The sequence below is a fragment of the Pseudoalteromonas sp. CO109Y genome (genome assembly GCF_004208935.1).
Classification (GTDB): domain Bacteria; phylum Pseudomonadota; class Gammaproteobacteria; order Enterobacterales; family Alteromonadaceae; genus Pseudoalteromonas; species Pseudoalteromonas shioyasakiensis.
In genome coordinates this window covers 1-19,923 of the sequence record NZ_SGPD01000003.1, presented here as the reverse complement: position 1 = coordinate 19,923, position 19,923 = coordinate 1, and the positions used below count along the sequence as shown (strand labels likewise).

The following is a 19,923-nucleotide window of genomic DNA, read 5'->3' as shown; positions in this document are numbered from 1 at the left end:
TATGGGCTTTGTTGTTATTGACGTTTGTATGGATAAGCTATAAAAATCAGTGTTTTATTAATAGCACTCAGGCGAAAATTTTATTCACTGACGCGAAATTCGGCATGTTTTTGATGTTTTTCTCGATACTGTTTTGGTGATAAGCCAACATAGCTCTTAAAGCTTCGGGCAAAATAGCTTTGTGAACTAAAACCGGCTTGCTCCGCGACTTGACCAATTGCTAATTCGCTATCGATTAGCTGTTTTTTTGAAAATTCTAAGCGAGTATTGCGTAAATAGTCAGAAGGCGTTTGCGAGTACAAGGCTTTCATTTTTAGTTGTAGCGCCCGGGGACTTAAACATAACGCAGAGGCTAGTTGTTCAACCGAAAAACTTTCATCTTGATAATGGACTTGTACTACTTGCTTGAGCTTTTCTGTGAAGGAATAATCTTTATTTTGTACTGTTATTGGCGCTGTATCGCTATTCAGAGGAGCTGCCAGTTGTGCTGTTAGATGTTGGTTTAAAATATGTCTTAGATTAAGCAGGCCTTTTACTCTGCTTACTAGTAGAGTAGGCTCAAAAGGTTTACTCAAAAAATCATCAGCCAATAAATCCAGCCCTTTTAAGCGGCTGTGGGTATCTGCTTTAGCAGAAAGTAATAATACTGGGATATGGCTGGTGGCTGGGTTTGAACGCAGTGCTGCTAATAATTGATAACCATCCATATTTGGCATCATCACATCACTAATAATGAGTTCAGGCAGGTCTGTTTGGCATAAATCAAGCGCTTGCTGACCATCAGTTGCACAGATACAGTTAAACTCGTTATTAAATAAAGAAAGGAGCAGCTCTGCCATTTCCTCATTATCCTCAACAATCAGCAATGTCTGTTGTGAGGTAAGAACTTGCGTAGCACTATTAATGTGATTATCAGCACTTTCAACCATAGGCAATGATACAGTGAAGCAGCTACCTTCAGCGATTTTACTGCTTACACTGATAGAACCACCGTATTGTTCAACGAGTTGTTTTACTAAGCTCAGGCCAATACCACTTCCTGGTTCTGATGACGCTACGCGAGTAAAGCGCTGAAAAACCGACTGCTGATGCTCACTGGCAATACCCACACCGGTATCCGTAATTTTAAACTGTAACGCTTGTTGCACTTCACTAAGGTGAATAGCGACTGTGCCACCTGCAGGGGTGTACTTAAGTGCATTGCTTATCAGGTTACTAAAAATCGAGTGAGCATGTTCAGGAGCAAGGTTAATCTTAAAGGCTTTAGTGGTGGTGTCAGTAAAGTTAAATTGCAGCTGTTTTTGCTCAAACAGAGGCCTGAAATCCGCCACTAAATCTGTTAAAAATGGCGTAATAGAATAGGGGCTGACAGTGTAAATTGCCGTGCTTGGGCGTTGACTCAATTGTAAAAGTTGATTGATTAGCTCTAGTAAGCGCTGGCAGTTACGTTTGATACTCGCTAATTGCGTTTGAGCTTGAGAGTCTGCATTGCTTCGCTGTAACTGACTGATCGGAGCGAGTATTAAGCTAAGTGGTGTTTTGAGTTCGTGGCTAATGTTATCTAAAAATTGATCTTTTAGTTTGTTTAACTCAATTTCGGTTTGCTTCTCTTGCTCTGCTAGTTTGCGCTTGTACAAAGCATTTAACACAAGCCAAGTCAGTACTAAAGCAAACGTAAAATAAATGCCGTAGGCTAATTTAGTTTGCCACCAAGGAGGCACAACAGTAAGCGCTAATAGCTGTGTACTGTCACTCCATTGGCCATATTGATCTTTTGCTTTTAGCAATAACTGGTAGTGACCAGCAGGCAATTGCGGATAGTTAATTTGCCTAAGGGATGCATCGGTATATAAGAATTGCTCATCAAAGCCAGCTAGCTTGTAGCCATATTGGTAATGTTTTGGAGTCGCACCATTTTTTAATGCACTAAATTTAAAGCCGATAACCCCCGCTGATTTTGCAAACGAGAATGTCTGAGTTGCACTAGCAAGGGTATTGGTTTGCTTATCAAAATGATTACTTTTAATTGCTCGGTTATTAAGTAATAACTCAGTTAACACTGGAGTCGGGGGAGTGTGCGATAAGGTTAGTTGCTCTGGGTAAAAATGATTGTAGCCATTAATACCACCAAAAAATAATTCGCCATCGTCTGCTTGAAAGCTCGCACCTAATATAAATGACTGGTGTTGAATACCATCTTCAGGCAAAAACTGCTGCATTTGCTGTGTGCTGGGGTTATAGCGAGTGAGTCCGCTATTGGTTGCAAGCCAAAGCGTGCCTTGTTTATCGGCAAGAATGTCAAAAACGTTGTCATTAGCTAATCCTTGCTGCTCAGTTATGTGTTTCACTGTGAGGGTATGTTTATTGACCTGATTCAAGCCTTGCATAGTGCCAACCCAAATGCTGTCTTCACTGAGTAATAAAGAGGTAACCATATTGTGGCTAAGCCCTGTCTCGCCTGAACCTTGCTCATCTAATAAACTAAATTGCTCTGTTGAGATATCGAGTTTATTGAGTCCTGCTCGGGTACCAATCCATAGTGCGTGCTCTTCATTGTCATAAGCCAAAGTAAATACGGTGTTGTTGGCAAGGCTATTTTGCGCATCATTGTGCTGATAGTGAGTCACCTTGGCAGAGGTTGGTTCAAAGCGGGTTAAGCCTTGGTTACTACCTAGCCAAAGTGCACCTGTTTTGTCGCTGGTAATTGCGTAAACACGATCACTGGCTAGCTGGTGGCTTTGCATGGTGAAAGTTGTAAACTCATCAAGGCTGTCTTGATACTTAATTAAACCGCCACCGTAAGTACCAACCCATAATTGCTGGTTAGCATCTTCGTGTAGGGCAAATATATTGTTATTAGGTAGGGCGTTTTTAAAGTGCTGATAACCAGACGTTGTTTTGCGGTTGAGTCCATCACGGGTGCCAACCCATACCTCACCATTGGCTCTTTTAACTATTGAACGAACAAAGTTATGACTTAACGAATTTGCTTGAGAGGTTTTTAATTGATGAGAGAACTGTTGCTGCTTAGGATCATAGCGGTGCACACCATAGCCATCAGTACCTAGCCAAATAACACCTTGAGAGTCTTGAAAAAGAGAAAGCAGGTAGTCGCTGCTTAAGCCGTTGGGGTTTTGTTTGTCATGGCGATATTGAGTGAATTGCTCTTGTAAGTCAGCACCCGTAGGTAAAAGGTATAGACCTTGCCCGTAGCTTGTAAGCCAAAGGTTTTGCTGTTGGTCAATCAGGCTGTCTGTGATCCAGACGCCATTAAACTGTTCGATTTTTTCACTACTTTGCGTAGCTAAATTTAATATATAAAGACCTTTTTTAGCGCCAATAAGCAGCTTTTCGTCATTAAGCAACTTGAGATGCCAGAGCGGCACGGAGATCTGAGCATGCTGAGTAAATTGCTCAGTAATTGGGTCAAATGAAATAAGCCCTTTATCTGTGGCAAGCCAAATTAGTTCATCGGTAATAACAATGTCTCGAACCAGTGGCTGCGCTGACTTATAGTGAAAGTGTGTAAAGCTATTATTTGATACATCAAAACGGGTTAACTTACCGTGTTCATGGCCTAGCCACAGAACATCATCTTTAGCTAACGCCATAGACCAAATTTTATCTTCACTTAGGCTTTCATTATGGTGTGTAGAAAACACCTCAAACAGACCGGTTTTAGGGTTGAGTCTATTAAGCCCTTTGCTTGCAGTCGAAAACCATAGCTGGTTTTTACTGTCTTTGACACAACCGGTGATCCAGTTCCCTGAAATGCTTTTATCATTGCTGTTAGCTTTAAAACGCTTAAATTCATAACCATCAAAGCGATTTAAGCCACCTTGTGTGGCAAACCATAAAAAGCCTTGCTGGTCGGTGATGCTGCAAGTGATTGAATTTTGGCTGAGGCCTTGCTGACTATTAAAAGTGCTAAGGTGTAAAGAACGGGCACTAGCCTGATTAGCTATCAACAAAATGAGGCATAACAATACAATATTAAAAGGGGATTTTAATAGCAGCACACATGATCCATGTTGTTTTATGTTCCTGTAATGGGTTTATAATAAACTGCTTTTTAATCAATGTTAATATTGATTTTTAAACGAACTGATGAGATTTTAACTAATGGGTATCTTTTACTCTTGTGTTAATGAATTGCGTAAGTATAATAGGCATCCACTTTGCAGGGGCGTAGTTCCAATTGGTAGAACAGCGGTCTCCAAAACCGACGGTTGGGAGTTCGAATCTCTCCGCCCCTGCCACTTTTTACACAATGTGTGCTAAGTCTGAAATTAAAAATCGGTTTAAACAAGTCAGTTTTTAAGTTTAGATTTTAATGGATTAACCCTGCCAGAGCGCAGGGTTGTTGTGTCTGTAGTTAAGGTAAAAATATTATGAGCACGAATGTAGAAACACCATCAAGTGCGATGGATTCAGTAAAGTGGATTGTAGCAATTGCGCTACTAGCAGGCGCAGTCGTTGGTAACCACATGTATGCAGACCAATCTGTATTATTACGTGCTATTGGTGTAGTGGTTGCTGTTGCAGCTGGTTTAGGCATTGCCTCACTAACTGAAAAAGGTCGTACTTTTCTTGCGTTTGCAAAAGAAGCACGTATCGAAGTACGTAAAGTTGTGTGGCCAACTCGCCAAGAAACAACACATACGACATTAATTGTAATGGTTGCAACTGTGATTATGGCGCTTATCCTTTGGGGATTAGATGGCATTTTATTCCGCGCAGTAGGCTTTTTAACTGGATTGGAGATCTAATCCCATGTCGGATGAGAAGAACGAAAAGAAACTACGTTGGTACGTAGTACAAGCTTTCTCTGGTTACGAGAAGCGTGTAGCACAAACTATTCTTGAGCACATCAAGATCGAAGGTTTGGAAGATAGTTTTGGTGAAGTATTAGTACCAACTGAAGAAGTTGTTGAGATGCGCGCTGGCCAAAAGCGTAAATCTGAGCGTAAATTCTTCCCAGGTTACGTACTAGTTCAAATGGACATGAACGATGCAAGCTGGCACTTAGTGAACAGCACTGCACGTGTTATGGGCTTCATTGGCGGTACGTCTGATCGTCCAGCACCAATTAGCCAAAAAGAAGCTGATCGCATCTTAAACCGTCTTCAAGAGAACTCTGAAGCACCTAAGCCAGCTACATTATTCGAGCCAGGCGAAGTTGTTCGTGTTATCGATGGTCCATTTGCTGACTTCAGCGGTGTTGTTGAAGAAGTTGATTACGAGAAGAGCCGCGTGAAAGTGTCTGTTCTTATCTTCGGTCGTTCGACACCTGTTGACCTTGAATTTGGTCAAGTTGAGCAAGACAAGTAAGTAAAAAATTAAAGCTGCCAAAATCGTTTAATATTTTGGCAATACGCTTGAAAAAGGCCGCTGATTAACTTATAATCAGCGGCCTTTTTGTGTTAGGGCAAGTTACAACTTGTTTTATCACTAAAAAGTGAGAACCAATTTTTAAACTGGGAAGCCGTTAGAGTACGCGTCCTCGCGCGCACAAGGCTATGACCCACCAAATGAGGTATTTATTATGGCTAAAAAAGTTGAAGCTATTATCAAGCTACAAGTTGCCGCTGGTATGGCTAACCCTAGTCCTCCAGTAGGTCCAGCACTAGGTCAACACGGTGTAAACATCATGGAATTCTGTAAAGCGTTCAACGCACGTACAGAATCTATCGAAAAAGGCGCTCCAGTTCCTGTAGTGATCTCTGTTTACGGTGACCGTTCTTTCACGTTCGACATGAAAACTCCACCGGCTGCTTACTTACTTAAGAAAGCTGCAGGCATCAAATCAGGTTCTGGCCGTCCTAACACTGAAAAAGTGGGTACAGTAACTCGTGCTCAACTTGAAGAAATCGTTGAGACAAAACGACCTGACCTTACAGCGGCTGATATGGACGCTGCAGTTCGCACTATCGCAGGTTCTGCGCGTGCGATGGGCTTGAACGTAGAGGACTAAGATAATGGCAAAATTAACTAAACGTATGCGTACTATCCGCGAAAAAGTGGATGTAACTAAAGATTACGAAATCAACGAAGCAGTTGCTCTTTTAAAAGAGTTAGCGACAGCTAAATTCGTAGAAAGTGTTGACGTTGCTGTTAACCTTGGTATCGATGCTCGTAAATCTGACCAAAACGTTCGTGGTGCAACTGTACTACCTAACGGTACTGGTCGTGAAGTTCGTGTTGCTGTATTCACACAAGGCGCTAACGCAGATGCTGCGAAAGAAGCTGGTGCTGAATTAGTGGGCATGGAAGATCTTGCTGAACAAGTTAAGAAAGGCGAGATGAACTTTGACGTTGTTGTTGCATCTCCAGACGCTATGCGTGTTGTTGGTCAACTAGGTCAAATCTTAGGTCCACGTGGTCTAATGCCAAACCCTAAAACTGGTACTGTAACTCCTAACGTTGCAGAAGCAGTTAAAAACGCGAAAGCAGGTCAAGTTCGTTACCGTAACGACAAGAACGGTATCATCCATACTACTATCGGTAAGGTTGATTTCACTGCTGAGCAACTTCAACAAAACCTTGAAGCTCTTATTGTTGCGCTTAAGAAGGCTAAACCTTCTCAAGCAAAAGGTACTTACGTGAAGAAAGTAACTATCTCTACAACAATGGGCGCAGGTGTTGCTGTTGACCAAAACTCTCTAAGCACAGTTGTTGCTTAATTAAGAGTTTACATGGCGCGAAATTTGAACTATAATTTTGCGCCATTTTGTTGAGAAAGTTAATTTCGAAACAAGTAAAGAATTCGGGTTGAAGTCCATAATTTCGTAATGCCTTCGGGTAAAAACGATAAATTGGACTTCCGTCCAAGACCGTAGGCGGCTTCGGCCTTAATATTTTACCTACGTAGACGGTGTGAATCCCCAGATAGATTTTTCCTAATCTTCTGGCTCTCGCCGTAAAAAGCATCTCCATCTTTGATGGGGAAGAGTAGAACAGGGAAGCCAATTTCGGCAACCCATTAAACCAGGAGTAACACCCATGGCTTTAAATCTTCAAGGCAAAAAAGCAATTGTTGCTGAAGTCAACGAAGCAGCCACTGGTGCTCTTTCTGCAGTTGTTGCAGATTCTCGTGGTGTAACAGTTGGTGCTATCACTGCCCTTCGTAAAGAAGCTCGTGAAGCTGGTGTATGGATGAAAGTTGTTCGTAACACTTTAGCTAAACGTGCTGTTGAAGGTACAGATTTTGAGTGCCTTTCTGACTCACTTGTAGGTCCAAGCTTAATCGCTTTCTCTTCAGAGCACCCAGGTGCTGCTGCGCGTATCTTCAAAGATTTCGCGAAGAAGAACGAGAAATTCGAAGTTAAGACGGCTGCATTTGAAGGTAACGTAGTAGACGCAGCTATGCTAGCAACTCTACCTACTTACGACGAAGCTGTTGCACGCTTAATGAGCGCTATGAAAGAAGCGTCTGCAGGTAAATTGTGTAAAACAATTGAAGCAGTACGTGTACAGAAAGAAGAGCAAGCTGCTTAATTTTAAGCTGTTTTTTTGTTCACTTTCGGTGTAATATTTTTTTTGGGCTATATTTAGTCCGTAATAATTAGGAAATTTGTAATGTCTGTAACTAAAGACCAAATCCTTGATGCTATTGCTGAAATGTCAGTAATGGACGTTGTTGCTCTAGTTGAAGCAATGGAAGAAAAATTCGGCGTAACTGCAGCTGCTGCTGTTGTTGCTGGTCCTGCTGCTGAAGCAGCTGAAGAAAAGACTGAGTTCGACGTAATCCTTACTGGCGCTGGCGCTAACAAGGTTGCAGCTATCAAAGCTGTACGTGGTGCTACTGGTCTTGGCCTTAAAGAAGCTAAAGCACTTGTTGAAGCTGCTCCTGCACCTATCAAAGAAGGTGTATCTAAAGAAGAAGCTGAAGCACTTGCAAAAGACCTTACTGAAGCTGGTGCTGAAGTTGAGGTTAAGTAATCTAGCTTACGCTAGGTTCGCTGCCTGAGTAATCAGGCAAGGGCTGGTGATTATTTAATCACCGGCCTTTTTGCGCTATAGAGCGATGCAATCCTGTAACGCAAATAAAATCTAATTTTCTCTTTACTTTCAAGTTGTTACCTAGTTCGGTATTGAAAGTGTCAGAGCAAAATAGAACAACAATTTAATGTTGTACATCTTGGCTTAGATGCCAGTTAAGTCTGTTCTTACAAGAACAGGTCGGGTCAAAGATCAGCAAGCTGAGGAACCCCATGGCTTACTCTTATTCTGAAAAGAAACGTATCCGTAAGGATTTTGGTAAACGTCCACAAGTTTTGGATATACCTTTCTTACTGTCGACGCAGTTAGAATCGTTTAAAAAATTCTTAGTCCCTGACGCTGATGGCGATCACGGTTTGGAAGCTGCTTTCCGTTCTGTGTTTCCTATCAAAAGCTACTCGGGAAATTCTGAGCTTCAATACGTAAGTTATCGTATTGGTGAGCCAGTATTCGATGTAAAAGAATGTCAAATTCGCGGTGTGACTTATTCTGCTCCACTTCGCGTAAAATTGCGTCTTGTGGTGATGGACAAAGAAGCACCAGGCACAGTTAAAGACATTAAAGAGCAAGAAGTTTACATGGGCGAAATTCCGCTCATGACTGATACCGGTACCTTTGTTATCAATGGTACAGAGCGTGTTATCGTTTCTCAGCTACACCGTAGCCCTGGTGTATTCTTTGATAACGACCGCGGTAAAACTCACTCGTCAGGTAAAGTACTTTATAACGCGCGTGTAATTCCTTACCGTGGTTCATGGTTAGACTTCGAGTTTGATGCAAAAGATAACCTTTATGTACGTATTGACCGTCGTCGTAAATTACCGGCGTCAATCATCTTACGTGCACTTGAGTACTCAACGGATGAAATCCTAGAGATATTCTTCGATACAACTGCGTTTGAAGTTGCTGACGGTAAAGTTCTTATGGAACTTGTTCCTTCACGCTTACGTGGTGAAACTGCCGCTTTTGATATCAAAGGCGAAGACGGTGAAGTCCTTGTTGAAGCGGGTCGTCGTATTACTGCGCGTCACATCAAGAACATCGAGAAAAAAGGTATTAACCAATTAGAAGTACCGCATGAGTACATCATTGGTCGTGTTGTAGCTAGAAACTATGTTGATGAGTCAACTGGTGAGATCATCGCAAACGCGAATGACGAGCTATCACTAGAGCTAATGGCTGAATTGGTTAAAGCAGGTCACACTAAGATTGATACACTATATATCAACGAAGTGGACAGCGGCGCCTACATGTCAGATACATTACGTATCGACACAACAAGCAACCGTTTAGAAGCATTAGTAGAAATTTATCGCATGATGCGCCCAGGCGAGCCACCGACGAAAGACGCGGCTGAAGCCTTATTTGATAACTTGTTCTTCTCTGACGAGCGTTACGATTTATCAACAGTTGGTCGTATGAAGTTCAATAGCCGTGTAGGTTATGACTCAGATACTGGCCCTGGCACATTATCGAAAGAAGACATCGTAGCTGTTATGAAAGTGCTTATCGCTATTCGTAACGGTGTTGGCGATGTTGATGATATCGACCACTTAGGCAACCGTCGTATCCGTAGTGTTGGCGAAATGGCTGAGAACCAATTCCGCGTTGGTCTAGTACGTGTTGAGCGTGCTGTACGTGAGCGTTTAAGCTTAGGTGACCTTGACGCTGTAATGCCACAAGATCTTATTAATGCTAAGCCTATTTCGGCTGCGGTTAAAGAGTTCTTTGGTTCATCTCAGTTATCACAGTTCATGGACCAAAATAACCCGCTTTCAGAAGTAACGCACAAGCGTCGTATTTCTGCATTAGGCCCGGGTGGTTTAACACGTGAACGCGCTGGCTTCGAGGTTCGAGACGTTCACGTAACTCACTATGGTCGTGTATGTCCAATCGAAACGCCTGAGGGTCCAAACATCGGTCTAATTAACTCATTGTCTACGTACGCACGTACGAATGACTATGGTTTCTTAGAAACACCTTACCGTAAAGTGGTAAACGGTGTAGTTACTGATGAAGTAGATTACTTATCAGCCATTGAAGAAGGTCAGTTTGTTATCGCTCAGGCGAACTCAAACTTGAACGAAAACAATGAGTTTGTTGATGAACTAATTCCATGTCGTCACAAAGGTGAATCAACCTTTATGGGCAAAATGGACCAGCAATATATGGATGTATCACCACAACAGGTGATCTCTGTAGCGGCAGCACTTATCCCGTTCCTAGAACACGATGATGCTAACCGTGCATTGATGGGTTCAAACATGCAACGTCAAGCTGTACCAACACTTATCGCGGACAAACCGCTGGTAGGTACAGGTATCGAGCTTACACTAGCGAAAGATTCTGGTGTAACTATCGTTGCTAAGCGTGGTGGTGAAGTAATGTATGCGGATGCAAGCCGCATCGTTGTAAATGTACATGAAGATGAGCGTATTCCAGGTGAAGCGGGCATCGATATTTACAACCTTACTAAATACACTCGCTCAAACCAAAATACATGTATTAACCAAAAACCAACTTGTATGGTTGGTGAGCCGGTAACACGTGGTGACGTATTAGCAGATGGTCCTTCGACTGACTTAGGTGACTTAGCACTTGGTCAAAACCTTCGCGTGGCATTCATGCCATGGAACGGTTATAACTTCGAGGATTCAATCCTACTATCTGAGCGTGTAGTTCAAGAAGATCGTCTAACGACTATCCACATTCAAGAACTACAATGTATCGCACGTGATACTAAATTAGGTCCTGAAGAGATCACAGCAGATATCCCTAACGTAGGTGAGTCTGCACTAGGCAAGCTTGATGAGTCAGGCGTTGTTTATATCGGTGCTGAAGTTAAAGGCGGCGATATCCTAGTAGGTAAAGTGACTCCGAAAGGCGAAACGCAATTAACACCAGAAGAAAAGCTACTACGTGCTATCTTCGGTGAGAAAGCGTCAGACGTTAAAGACAGCTCTTTACGCGTACCAAACTCTGTAACTGGTACTGTAATCGACGTACAAGTTTTCACCCGTGACGGTGTTGAAAAAGATAAGCGTGCGTTAGAAGTTGAAGACATGCAGCTTCGCGAAGCGAAGAAAGACTTCAACGAAGAGTTCCGTATCTTAGAAGCCGGTGTATTAGACCGTGCTCGTAAGCTACTTGTTGACGCAGGTCTGAACGCAGATTCAATTGCATCACTAAATGCTGAAAAGCTGCTTACTCAAAGCCTTGCTGAAGAAGACAAGCAAGCTGAACTTGAGCAACTAGCTGCCCAGTACGATGAGCTTAAAGCTGAATACGATAAGAAGTTTGAAAACAAACGTCGTAAGATCACTCAAGGTGATGACCTAGCACCAGGCGTACTTAAGATTGTTAAAGTATACCTAGCTGTTAAACGTCGTATCCAACCGGGTGATAAGATGGCGGGTCGTCACGGTAACAAAGGTGTTATCTCGACTATCGTACCAGTAGAAGATATGCCATACGATGACAAAGGTCGTACGGTAGACATCGTTCTGAACCCGCTAGGTGTACCATCACGTATGAACATCGGTCAGATCCTAGAAACACACATGGGTCTTGCTGCACGTGGTGTGGGTGAGCGCTTAGAAGAAATGATGAAAGAGCAGCGTGAACTGCACGAAATCCGTAGCTTCGTTAAGAAAGTTTACGAATTAGGTGATTGTCGTCAGAAAGTTGATATCGACTCGTTCTCTGATGATGAAGTTCGTCGCTTAGCTGATAACTTGAAAGGTGGTTTACCGATCGCAACTCCAGCCTTTGATGGTGCTCGTGAAAGCGAAATCAAAGACTTACTAGAGCTTGGTGGTTATCCAAGAAGCGGTCAAGTTACACTTTATGATGGCCGTACTGGCGATCAGTTCGAACGTCAAGTAACTGTTGGTTACATGTACATGCTGAAACTTAACCACTTGGTTGATGACAAGATGCACGCACGTTCAACTGGTTCTTACAGCCTTGTTACTCAGCAGCCGCTGGGTGGTAAAGCTCAGTTCGGTGGCCAGCGTTTCGGTGAGATGGAGGTGTGGGCACTTGAAGCTTACGGTGCTGCATATACTCTACAAGAAATGCTAACAGTGAAATCGGATGACGTGAACGGTCGTACTAAGATGTATAAGAACATCGTAGATGGTAACCATAAGATGGAGCCAGGTATGCCAGAATCGTTCAACGTATTGTTGAAAGAAATCCGCTCACTGGGTATCAACATCGAGTTGGAAGAAAATTAAGCCATTTAGGTGCGGCGTAAGCCGCACCTGTTAGGCCGAATAGAATGTAGGGGCGATTGGTTCGCCCTCAAGATTAACCTCCGACAGGAGAGCTAAGGTGAAAGACTTACTTAAGTTTCTGAAGCAACAAAATAAGACCGAAGAATTCGATGCAATTCGCATTGGTCTTGCTTCGCCAGATATGGTTCGTTCATGGTCATACGGTGAAGTAAAGAAACCTGAGACAATCAACTACCGTACTTTCAAGCCTGAGCGCGACGGCTTATTCTGTGCCCGTATTTTCGGCCCAGTGAAAGATTATGAGTGTTTATGTGGTAAATATAAGCGCCTTAAGCACCGTGGTGTTATTTGTGAAAAGTGTGGCGTTGAAGTAACGCTTACTAAAGTGCGTCGTGACCGTATGGGTCACATTGAGCTTGCGAGCCCAGTTGCGCACATTTGGTTCTTAAAATCATTACCGTCACGTATCGGCTTAATGCTAGACATGACACTTCGTGACATCGAGCGCGTACTTTACTTCGAATCATTCGTAGTAACTGAGCCTGGTATGACAACGCTTGAGCGTGGTCAGCTTTTAGGTGAAGAAGAGTACCTAGATGCACTAGAAGAGCACGGTGATGAGTTTGAAGCGAAGATGGGTGCAGAAGCAGTATTAGACTTGCTTCGTGAACTTGATCTTGGCCAATTAATTGCTGAAATGCGTGAAGAGTTACCAACAATTAACTCTGAAACTAAGCGTAAGAAGATCACTAAACGTCTTAAATTAATGGAATCTTTCCACCAATCAGGTAACAACCCTGAGTGGATGATCATGACAGTACTTCCAGTACTTCCGCCTGATCTACGTCCATTAGTACCACTAGACGGTGGTCGTTTTGCGACTTCTGATCTGAATGACCTTTACCGTCGTGTTATTAACCGTAATAACCGTCTTAAGCGTCTATTAGATCTAGCAGCACCAGACATTATCGTACGCAACGAAAAACGTATGTTACAAGAAGCGGTAGATGCGCTACTTGATAACGGTCGTCGCGGTCGTGCGATTACAGGTTCTAACAAACGTCCTCTTAAATCGCTTGCTGATATGATCAAAGGTAAGCAAGGTCGTTTCCGTCAGAACTTACTTGGTAAACGTGTAGATTACTCTGGCCGTTCTGTAATCACAGTAGGTCCTACGCTTAAACTACACCAGTGTGGTCTTCCTAAGAAGATGGCACTTGAGCTATTCAAACCATTTATCTACGGCAAACTAGAGCGTCGCGGCATGGCTACGACTATCAAAGCTGCTAAGAAGATGGTTGAGCGTGAAGTGGCAGAAGTATGGGATGTATTAGACGAAGTAATTCGTGAACATCCAGTATTACTTAACCGTGCACCAACACTTCACCGTTTGGGTATCCAAGCGTTCGAACCTGTGCTTATCGAAGGTAAAGCGATCCATTTACACCCATTAGTTTGTGCGGCGTACAACGCTGACTTCGATGGTGACCAAATGGCGGTACACGTACCGTTAACGCTTGAAGCACAGTTAGAAGCACGTGCTCTAATGATGTCTACAAACAACATCCTATCTCCAGCGAATGGTGAGCCAATCATCGTTCCTTCACAGGACGTTGTATTAGGTCTTTACTACATGACTCGTGATCGTATCAATGCGAAAGGCGAAGGTACTGTATTTAAAGATCCTAAAGAAGCTGAAAAAGCATACCGTAGTGGTAATGCTGAGCTACATGCGCGCGTAAAAGTACGTATTAGCGAAACAGTTAACAATGAAGAAGGTGAAGCAGTTGAGCAAGTATCTATTGTTGAAACAACAGTAGGTCGTGCAATTCTTTCACTAATCCTACCTAAAGGCATGCCGTTTGAGTTAATCAACCAAGCCCTAGGTAAGAAACAAATTTCTGGCTTATTAAACGAGTGTTACCGTCGTCTAGGTCTTAAAGATACCGTTATCTTTGCTGACCAAGTAATGTACACAGGTTTCCACTACGCAATGAAGTCAGGTGTTTCAATCGGTATCGATGACTTAGTTATCCCACCGGTTAAAGCAGAAATCATTGAATCAGCGGAAGCTGAAGTAACTGAAATCAACCAACAATTCCAATCAGGTCTTGTAACGGCTGGTGAAAAGTACAACAAAGTTATCGATATCTGGTCACGTGTAAATGAAAACTTATCACGTGAGATGATGGCGAACTTATCAAAAGACACTGTAATCAACGCTAAAGGCGAAGAAGAAGAGCAATCTTCATTTAACTCAGTGTTTATGATGGCAGACTCAGGTGCACGTGGTAGCGCCGCTCAGATCCGTCAGTTAGCGGGTATGCGTGGTCTAATGGCACGTCCAGATGGTTCAATCATCGAGACACCAATCACGGCGAACTTCCGTGAAGGTCTAAACGTACTACAGTACTTCATCTCAACGCACGGTGCGCGTAAAGGTCTTGCCGATACAGCACTTAAAACAGCAAACTCGGGTTACTTAACGCGTCGTCTAGTAGACGTTGCACAAGACTTAGTAATCAATGAAGACGACTGTGGCACAGAAGATGGCTTAACAATGAAACCGCTTATCGAAGGTGGTGACGTTGTAGAAGCACTTCGTGAACGTGTACTAGGTCGTGTTGTTGCTGAAGATGTATTAATTCCAAATACTAACGAAGTACTTGTTGAGCGTAACATTATGCTTGACGAAAAACTGTGTGACCTTTTAGAAGAGCACTCAGTGGATGAAGTACGCGTTCGTTCAGTAATCACGTGTGATAATGACTTTGGTGTATGTGCTAAGTGTTACGGTCGTGACCTTGCGCGTGGCCACATCATCAATCCAGGTGAGTCAGTAGGTGTTATCGCGGCACAATCAATCGGTGAGCCGGGTACACAGCTTACGATGCGTACCTTCCACATCGGTGGTGCGGCATCTCGAGCGTCTGCTGAAAACAGTGTACAAGTTAAAACTAACGGTACATTGAAGTTACACAATGCGAAGTACGTATTAAACACAGACGGTAAGATTGTTATCACGTCTCGTTCAACAGAGATCACTATCATCGATAGCTTTGGTCGTGAGAAAGAGCGTTATAAAGTTCCTTACGGTGCTGTGTTAGCAGTACAAGATAATGCAGAAGTTCAAGGTAACGATATCGTTGCTACTTGGGATCCGCATAGTCACCCAATCGTTCTTGAGCACAAGTCAAAAATCTCGTTCAGCGACATTGATGACTCAAATACCGAAGCACAAACAGACGAGTTAACTGGTTTAACACGTGTGGTTGTTAAAGACTTAGGTAAAGCGAATGCGAAAGAACCTAAACTAATCATCGAAAGCGATGAGCGTGGTCTGCAAGAAACACGTCTTCCTTCATTCACAACGATTGAAGTAACAGACGGTGCAACTGCAAACCCAGGTGACGTACTTGCACGTATTCCGCAAGAAGGTTCGAAGACTCGTGATATCACGGGTGGTCTACCTCGCGTAGCTGACTTATTCGAAGCACGTAAGCCGAAAGATCCTGCAATCCTTGCAGAAATCACAGGTACTATCAGCTTCGGTAAAGAAACAAAAGGTAAGAAGCGTCTTGTAATCACTCCAGCTGAGGGTGACGCATACGAAGAGATGATCCCTAAATGGCGTCAACTTAACGTGTTCGAAGGTGAGCAAGTGTCTAAAGGTGAGGTTATCGCCGATGGTCCAGAATCACCACATGACATCTTACGCCTACGTGGTGTAACTCATGTAGCTAACTACATCGTTAACGAAGTGCAAGAGGTTTACCGCTTGCAAGGCGTTAAGATCAATGACAAGCACATTGAGACAATTATTCGTCAGATGCTACGTAAATGTATCATCCTTGACGGCGGTGACACTGAGTTCTTAGCCGGTGAACAAGTTGAAGTGGCACGCGTTAATATCGCGAACCGTGAACTTGAGAAGCAAGGCAAGATCCCAGCGAAGTTTGAAATCCAGTTAATGGGTATCACTAAAGCGTCACTTGCAACAGAATCTTTCATTTCTGCAGCATCGTTCCAGGAGACAACTCGTGTCCTAACTGAAGCCGCTGTAAATGGTAAGAGCGATGAGCTTCGTGGTCTGAAAGAAAACGTAATCGTGGGTCGTCTGATCCCAGCTGGTACAGGCTTTGCGTATCACCAAGACCGTTTAAACCGTCGCAAGCAAGGTGAAATCGTTGAAGAGCAAACAGTAAGCGCTGAAGAGGCAACTCAAGCACTAACTGACGCACTAAACGCAGATATCTCTGGAAACCAATAATCTCAACTTAATCAATAGATTAAGAAATCGTAAGGCAGTTATCTTCTGCCTTACGATGAGTTAAGGTTGACAGGTTAAACTTTGCTCATTAAAATTCCGCCACCCATTTGCCTGCACGTTTTGTAACGAGCATGTAAACAGGGCGGATTTTTTATTTTTTCAGTAGTAATTTTAATTTCAGGAGCTATTTAAATGGCAACTATTAACCAGCTAGTGCGTAAGCCACGTCGTAGCAAAGTTACTAAAAGTAACTCAGCTGCACTTAAAGCTTGTCCGCAAAAGCGTGGTGTATGTACTCGTGTATATACAACTACACCTAAGAAACCAAACTCTGCATTACGTAAAGTAGCGCGTGTTCGTTTAACTAACGGTTTCGAAGTAACATCTTACATTGGTGGTGAAGGCCACAACTTACAAGAGCACAGTGTAATCCTAATCCGTGGTGGTCGTGTTAAAGACTTACCAGGTGTGCGTTTCCACACTGTACGTGGTGCACTTGACTGTGCAGGCGTTAGCGACCGTCGTCAAGCTCGTTCTAAATACGGTGCTAAACGCCCTAAGGGCTAATGGTTCTCCGTTAGTAAGGCCAAGCACTAAATTTTTAAATTAATTGTTTTGGGTATTGACTCTAAAAGAGCAAACCTGAAGATACCGGAGATACAAAATGCCTAGAAGACGCGTAATAGGTCAACGTAAAATTCTTCCAGATCCTAAGTTCGGATCGGAACTTCTTGCTAAATTCGTTAACGTAGTAATGTTAGACGGCAAGAAATCTACTGCTGAAAAAATCGTTTATGGTGCGTTAGACGTGGCTGCTGAGAAATCAGGCAAGTCGCACCTTGAAATCTTTGAAGCTGCACTTGAAAACGTTCGCCCACAGGTAGAGGTTAAATCTCGCCGTGTTGGTGGTTCAACGTACCAAGTACCAGTTGAAGTACGTCCAGTACGTCGCAACGCATTAGGTATGCGTTGGTTAGTAGACGCTGCACGTAAGCGTGGCGAAAAATCTATGGGCTTACGTTTAGCTCAAGAAATCGTTGACGCTGCTGACAACAAAGGCACTGCGGTTAAGAAACGTGAAGACGTTCACCGTATGGCTGAAGCGAATAAAGCATTCGCTCATTACCGTTGGTAATCTGCCCTTAACCTTTAAGAGGATCATATGGCACGTACAACTCCACTTGAGCGCTATCGCAATATCGGTATTTGCGCTCACGTAGATGCAGGTAAAACCACCACAACAGAACGTGTTCTGTTCTACACGGGTCTTTCTCATAAGATCGGTGAAGTACATGATGGTGCTGCAACTATGGATTGGATGGAGCAGGAACAAGAGCGTGGTATCACAATCACTTCTGCTGCAACAACGTGTTTCTGGAAAGGGATGGACGCTCAATTTGACGACCATCGCATCAATATCATTGATACGCCAGGACACGTAGATTTCACTATCGAAGTAGAGCGTTCTTTACGCGTACTAGATGGTGCGGTAGTTGTTCTTTGTGCTTCATCTGGTGTACAGCCGCAAACTGAGACAGTTTGGCGTCAAGCGAACAAATACGAAGTTCCTCGCATGATCTTCGTAAACAAAATGGATCGCACTGGCGCTGACTTCTTAACAGTTGTGGACCAGGTGAAATCTCGTCTTGGAGCAACGCCTGTTCCAATTCAGCTACCAATTGGTGCTGAAGACGACTTTAAAGGTGTTATTGACCTTATTAAGATGAAAGCCATTAACTGGAATGCCGAAGATCAAGGCATGACTTTCACTTATGAGGACATTCCGGCAGAGCTTCTGGAGCTTGCAGAAGAATGGCGTTCTCACATGGTTGAGAGCGCTGCTGAAGCATCAGAAGAACTAATGGACAAATATCTAGAAGGTGAAGACCTGACCGAAGCTGAAATTAAAGCAGCTTTACGTCAGCGCACATTAGCAAACGAAATTGTTCCAATGACGTGTGGTAGTGCATTTAAGAATAAGGGTGTTCAAGCTGTGCTTGATGCTGTTATCGAATATATGCCTGCGCCAACACAAGTGAAACAAATCCAAGGTATCGTTGAAGATGGTACTGAGGAAGAACGTCCTGCTGATGACAACGCACCGTTTGCCGCACTTGCTTTTAAGATTGCGACAGACCCGTTCGTTGGCACCTTGACCTTCTTCCGTGTTTACTCTGGTACTGTTAAACAGGGTGATGCGGTATACAATCCAGTTAAAAGTAAGCGTGAGCGACTTGGTCGTATCGTTCAGATGCATTCAAACTCACGTGAAGAGATCAAAGTAGTCTACGCAGGCGACATCGCAGCGGCTATTGGTCTTAAAGACGTAACAACAGGTGAGACACTGTGTGATCCGAACTCAATTATTACGCTTGAGCGTATGGAGTTCCCAGAGCCAGTTATCTCTGTTGCGGTTGAGCCTCGCACAGTAGCTGACCAAGATAAGATGGGAATCGCGTTAGGTAAACTAGCGGCAGAAGATCCATCTTTCAGAGTACAAACTGACGAAGAATCAGGCCAGACTATTATTTCTGGCATGGGTGAACTTCACCTTGATATCATTGTCGACCGTATGAAACGTGAATTCAGTGTTGAATGTAACGTTGGTAAGCCGCAGGTAGCATACCGTGAAGCTATCCGTTCAGCTGTTGAAGTTGAAGGGAAGTTCGTACGTCAATCAGGTGGTCGTGGTCAATATGGTCACGTCTGGCTTAAACTTGAACCGATGGATATTTCGGATGATGAAGCGCCAACTTACGAGTTCGTTAACGAAATCGTTGGTGGTGCCGTTCCTAAAGAATACATCCCTGCGGTAGACAAAGGCATCCAAGAGCAAATGTCTCAAGGTGTGCTTGCAGGCTACCCATTACTTGGCGTTAAAGCGACTCTATATGATGGTTCATTCCATGATGTAGACTCGAATGAAATGGCATTTAAGATTGCAGGTTCAATGGCGATGAAGAAAGGTGCGCTTGAAGCAAACCCTGCTCTTCTAGAACCAGTAATGAAGGTTGAAGTTATCACTCCTGAAGAAAACATGGGTGATGTAGTTGGTGACTTAAACCGTCGCCGCGGCATGATCGAAGGCATGGAAGAAGCATTCGGTGGTCTTAAGCAAATTAATGCGCAAGTACCACTTTCTGAAATGTTTGGTTATGCAACTGATCTGCGATCTGCAACACAAGGCCGTGCATCTTACTCTATGGAGTTTTTGAAGTATGCAGAAGCCGCTAAAAACGTTGCAGATGCAATAATTGCAGCTCGCGCTGTTATATGATTTAGCTTGTCTGGCCCAATAGTGGGTCAGGCGTTAATTTCTTTATAGGAATTTTTTAAGATGGCAAAAGAAAAGTTTGAACGCGTAAAACCGCACGTAAACGTTGGTACAATCGGCCACGTTGACCACGGTAAAAC

At 43.4% G+C, this 19,923-nt stretch carries 12 protein-coding genes, 1 tRNA gene and 1 pseudogene; 13 read left to right on the top strand and 1 reads right to left on the bottom strand.

What is annotated here, in order from left to right:
• Positions 1–80 precede the first annotated feature (80 nt).
• Positions 81–4,019 (bottom strand): two-component regulator propeller domain-containing protein, encoded by a 3,939-nt coding sequence (locus tag EXT43_RS00265; RefSeq protein WP_130166125.1) that lies wholly within the window; start codon positions 4,017–4,019, stop codon positions 81–83.
• Between the two features lie 163 nt (positions 4,020–4,182).
• Between EXT43_RS00265 and EXT43_RS00260 the strand changes: the two genes are divergently transcribed.
• From EXT43_RS00260 to EXT43_RS00200, 13 genes and pseudogenes are all read left to right on the top strand, one after another.
• Positions 4,183–4,259, top strand: a tRNA-Trp gene (locus EXT43_RS00260).
• A gap of 132 nt (positions 4,260–4,391) precedes the next feature.
• A complete protein-coding gene (gene secE / locus EXT43_RS00255) occupies positions 4,392–4,769 on the top strand; it encodes a preprotein translocase subunit SecE (protein WP_036971579.1) in 378 nt (125 codons plus the stop codon).
• A 4-nt stretch (positions 4,770–4,773) separates the two neighbouring features.
• Complete coding sequence (gene nusG / locus EXT43_RS00250; RefSeq protein WP_054554826.1) at positions 4,774–5,331, top strand: transcription termination/antitermination protein NusG; 558 nt, start codon at positions 4,774–4,776, stop codon at positions 5,329–5,331.
• Between the two features lie 214 nt (positions 5,332–5,545).
• A complete protein-coding gene (rplK, locus tag EXT43_RS00245; RefSeq protein WP_054554827.1) occupies positions 5,546–5,974 on the top strand; it encodes a 50S ribosomal protein L11 in 429 nt (142 codons plus the stop codon).
• A gap of 4 nt (positions 5,975–5,978) precedes the next feature.
• Positions 5,979–6,683, top strand: a complete 705-nt coding sequence (gene rplA, locus EXT43_RS00240; protein WP_054564002.1) for a 50S ribosomal protein L1 — start codon at positions 5,979–5,981, stop codon at positions 6,681–6,683.
• Positions 6,684–7,002: 319 nt separating this feature from the next.
• A complete protein-coding gene (gene rplJ, locus EXT43_RS00235) occupies positions 7,003–7,497 on the top strand; it encodes a 50S ribosomal protein L10 (protein WP_054554829.1) in 495 nt (164 codons plus the stop codon).
• An 81-nt stretch (positions 7,498–7,578) separates the two neighbouring features.
• Positions 7,579–7,941, top strand: coding sequence for a 50S ribosomal protein L7/L12 (gene rplL / locus EXT43_RS00230; RefSeq protein ID WP_054554830.1), 363 nt, complete (start codon positions 7,579–7,581; stop codon positions 7,939–7,941).
• 272 nt (positions 7,942–8,213) lie between these two features.
• On the top strand, positions 8,214–12,239 hold the full coding sequence (gene rpoB / locus EXT43_RS00225; RefSeq protein ID WP_055022150.1) for a DNA-directed RNA polymerase subunit beta: 4,026 nt from the start codon (positions 8,214–8,216) through the stop codon (positions 12,237–12,239).
• A 97-nt stretch (positions 12,240–12,336) separates the two neighbouring features.
• Positions 12,337–16,509, top strand: a complete 4,173-nt coding sequence (rpoC, locus tag EXT43_RS00220) for a DNA-directed RNA polymerase subunit beta' (RefSeq protein ID WP_130166124.1) — start codon at positions 12,337–12,339, stop codon at positions 16,507–16,509.
• A 192-nt stretch (positions 16,510–16,701) separates the two neighbouring features.
• Positions 16,702–17,076 (top strand): 30S ribosomal protein S12, encoded by a 375-nt coding sequence (gene rpsL / locus EXT43_RS00215; RefSeq protein ID WP_002958885.1) that lies wholly within the window; start codon positions 16,702–16,704, stop codon positions 17,074–17,076.
• A gap of 97 nt (positions 17,077–17,173) precedes the next feature.
• Positions 17,174–17,644 (top strand): 30S ribosomal protein S7, encoded by a 471-nt coding sequence (gene rpsG / locus EXT43_RS00210; protein ID WP_054554834.1) that lies wholly within the window; start codon positions 17,174–17,176, stop codon positions 17,642–17,644.
• Positions 17,645–17,671: 27 nt separating this feature from the next.
• Entirely contained in the window at positions 17,672–19,786 is a 2,115-nt protein-coding gene (fusA, locus tag EXT43_RS00205; RefSeq protein WP_054563999.1) for an elongation factor G, read from the top strand.
• 60 nt (positions 19,787–19,846) lie between these two features.
• A pseudogene (locus EXT43_RS00200) lies at positions 19,847–19,923 on the top strand (elongation factor Tu); the annotation flags it as partial.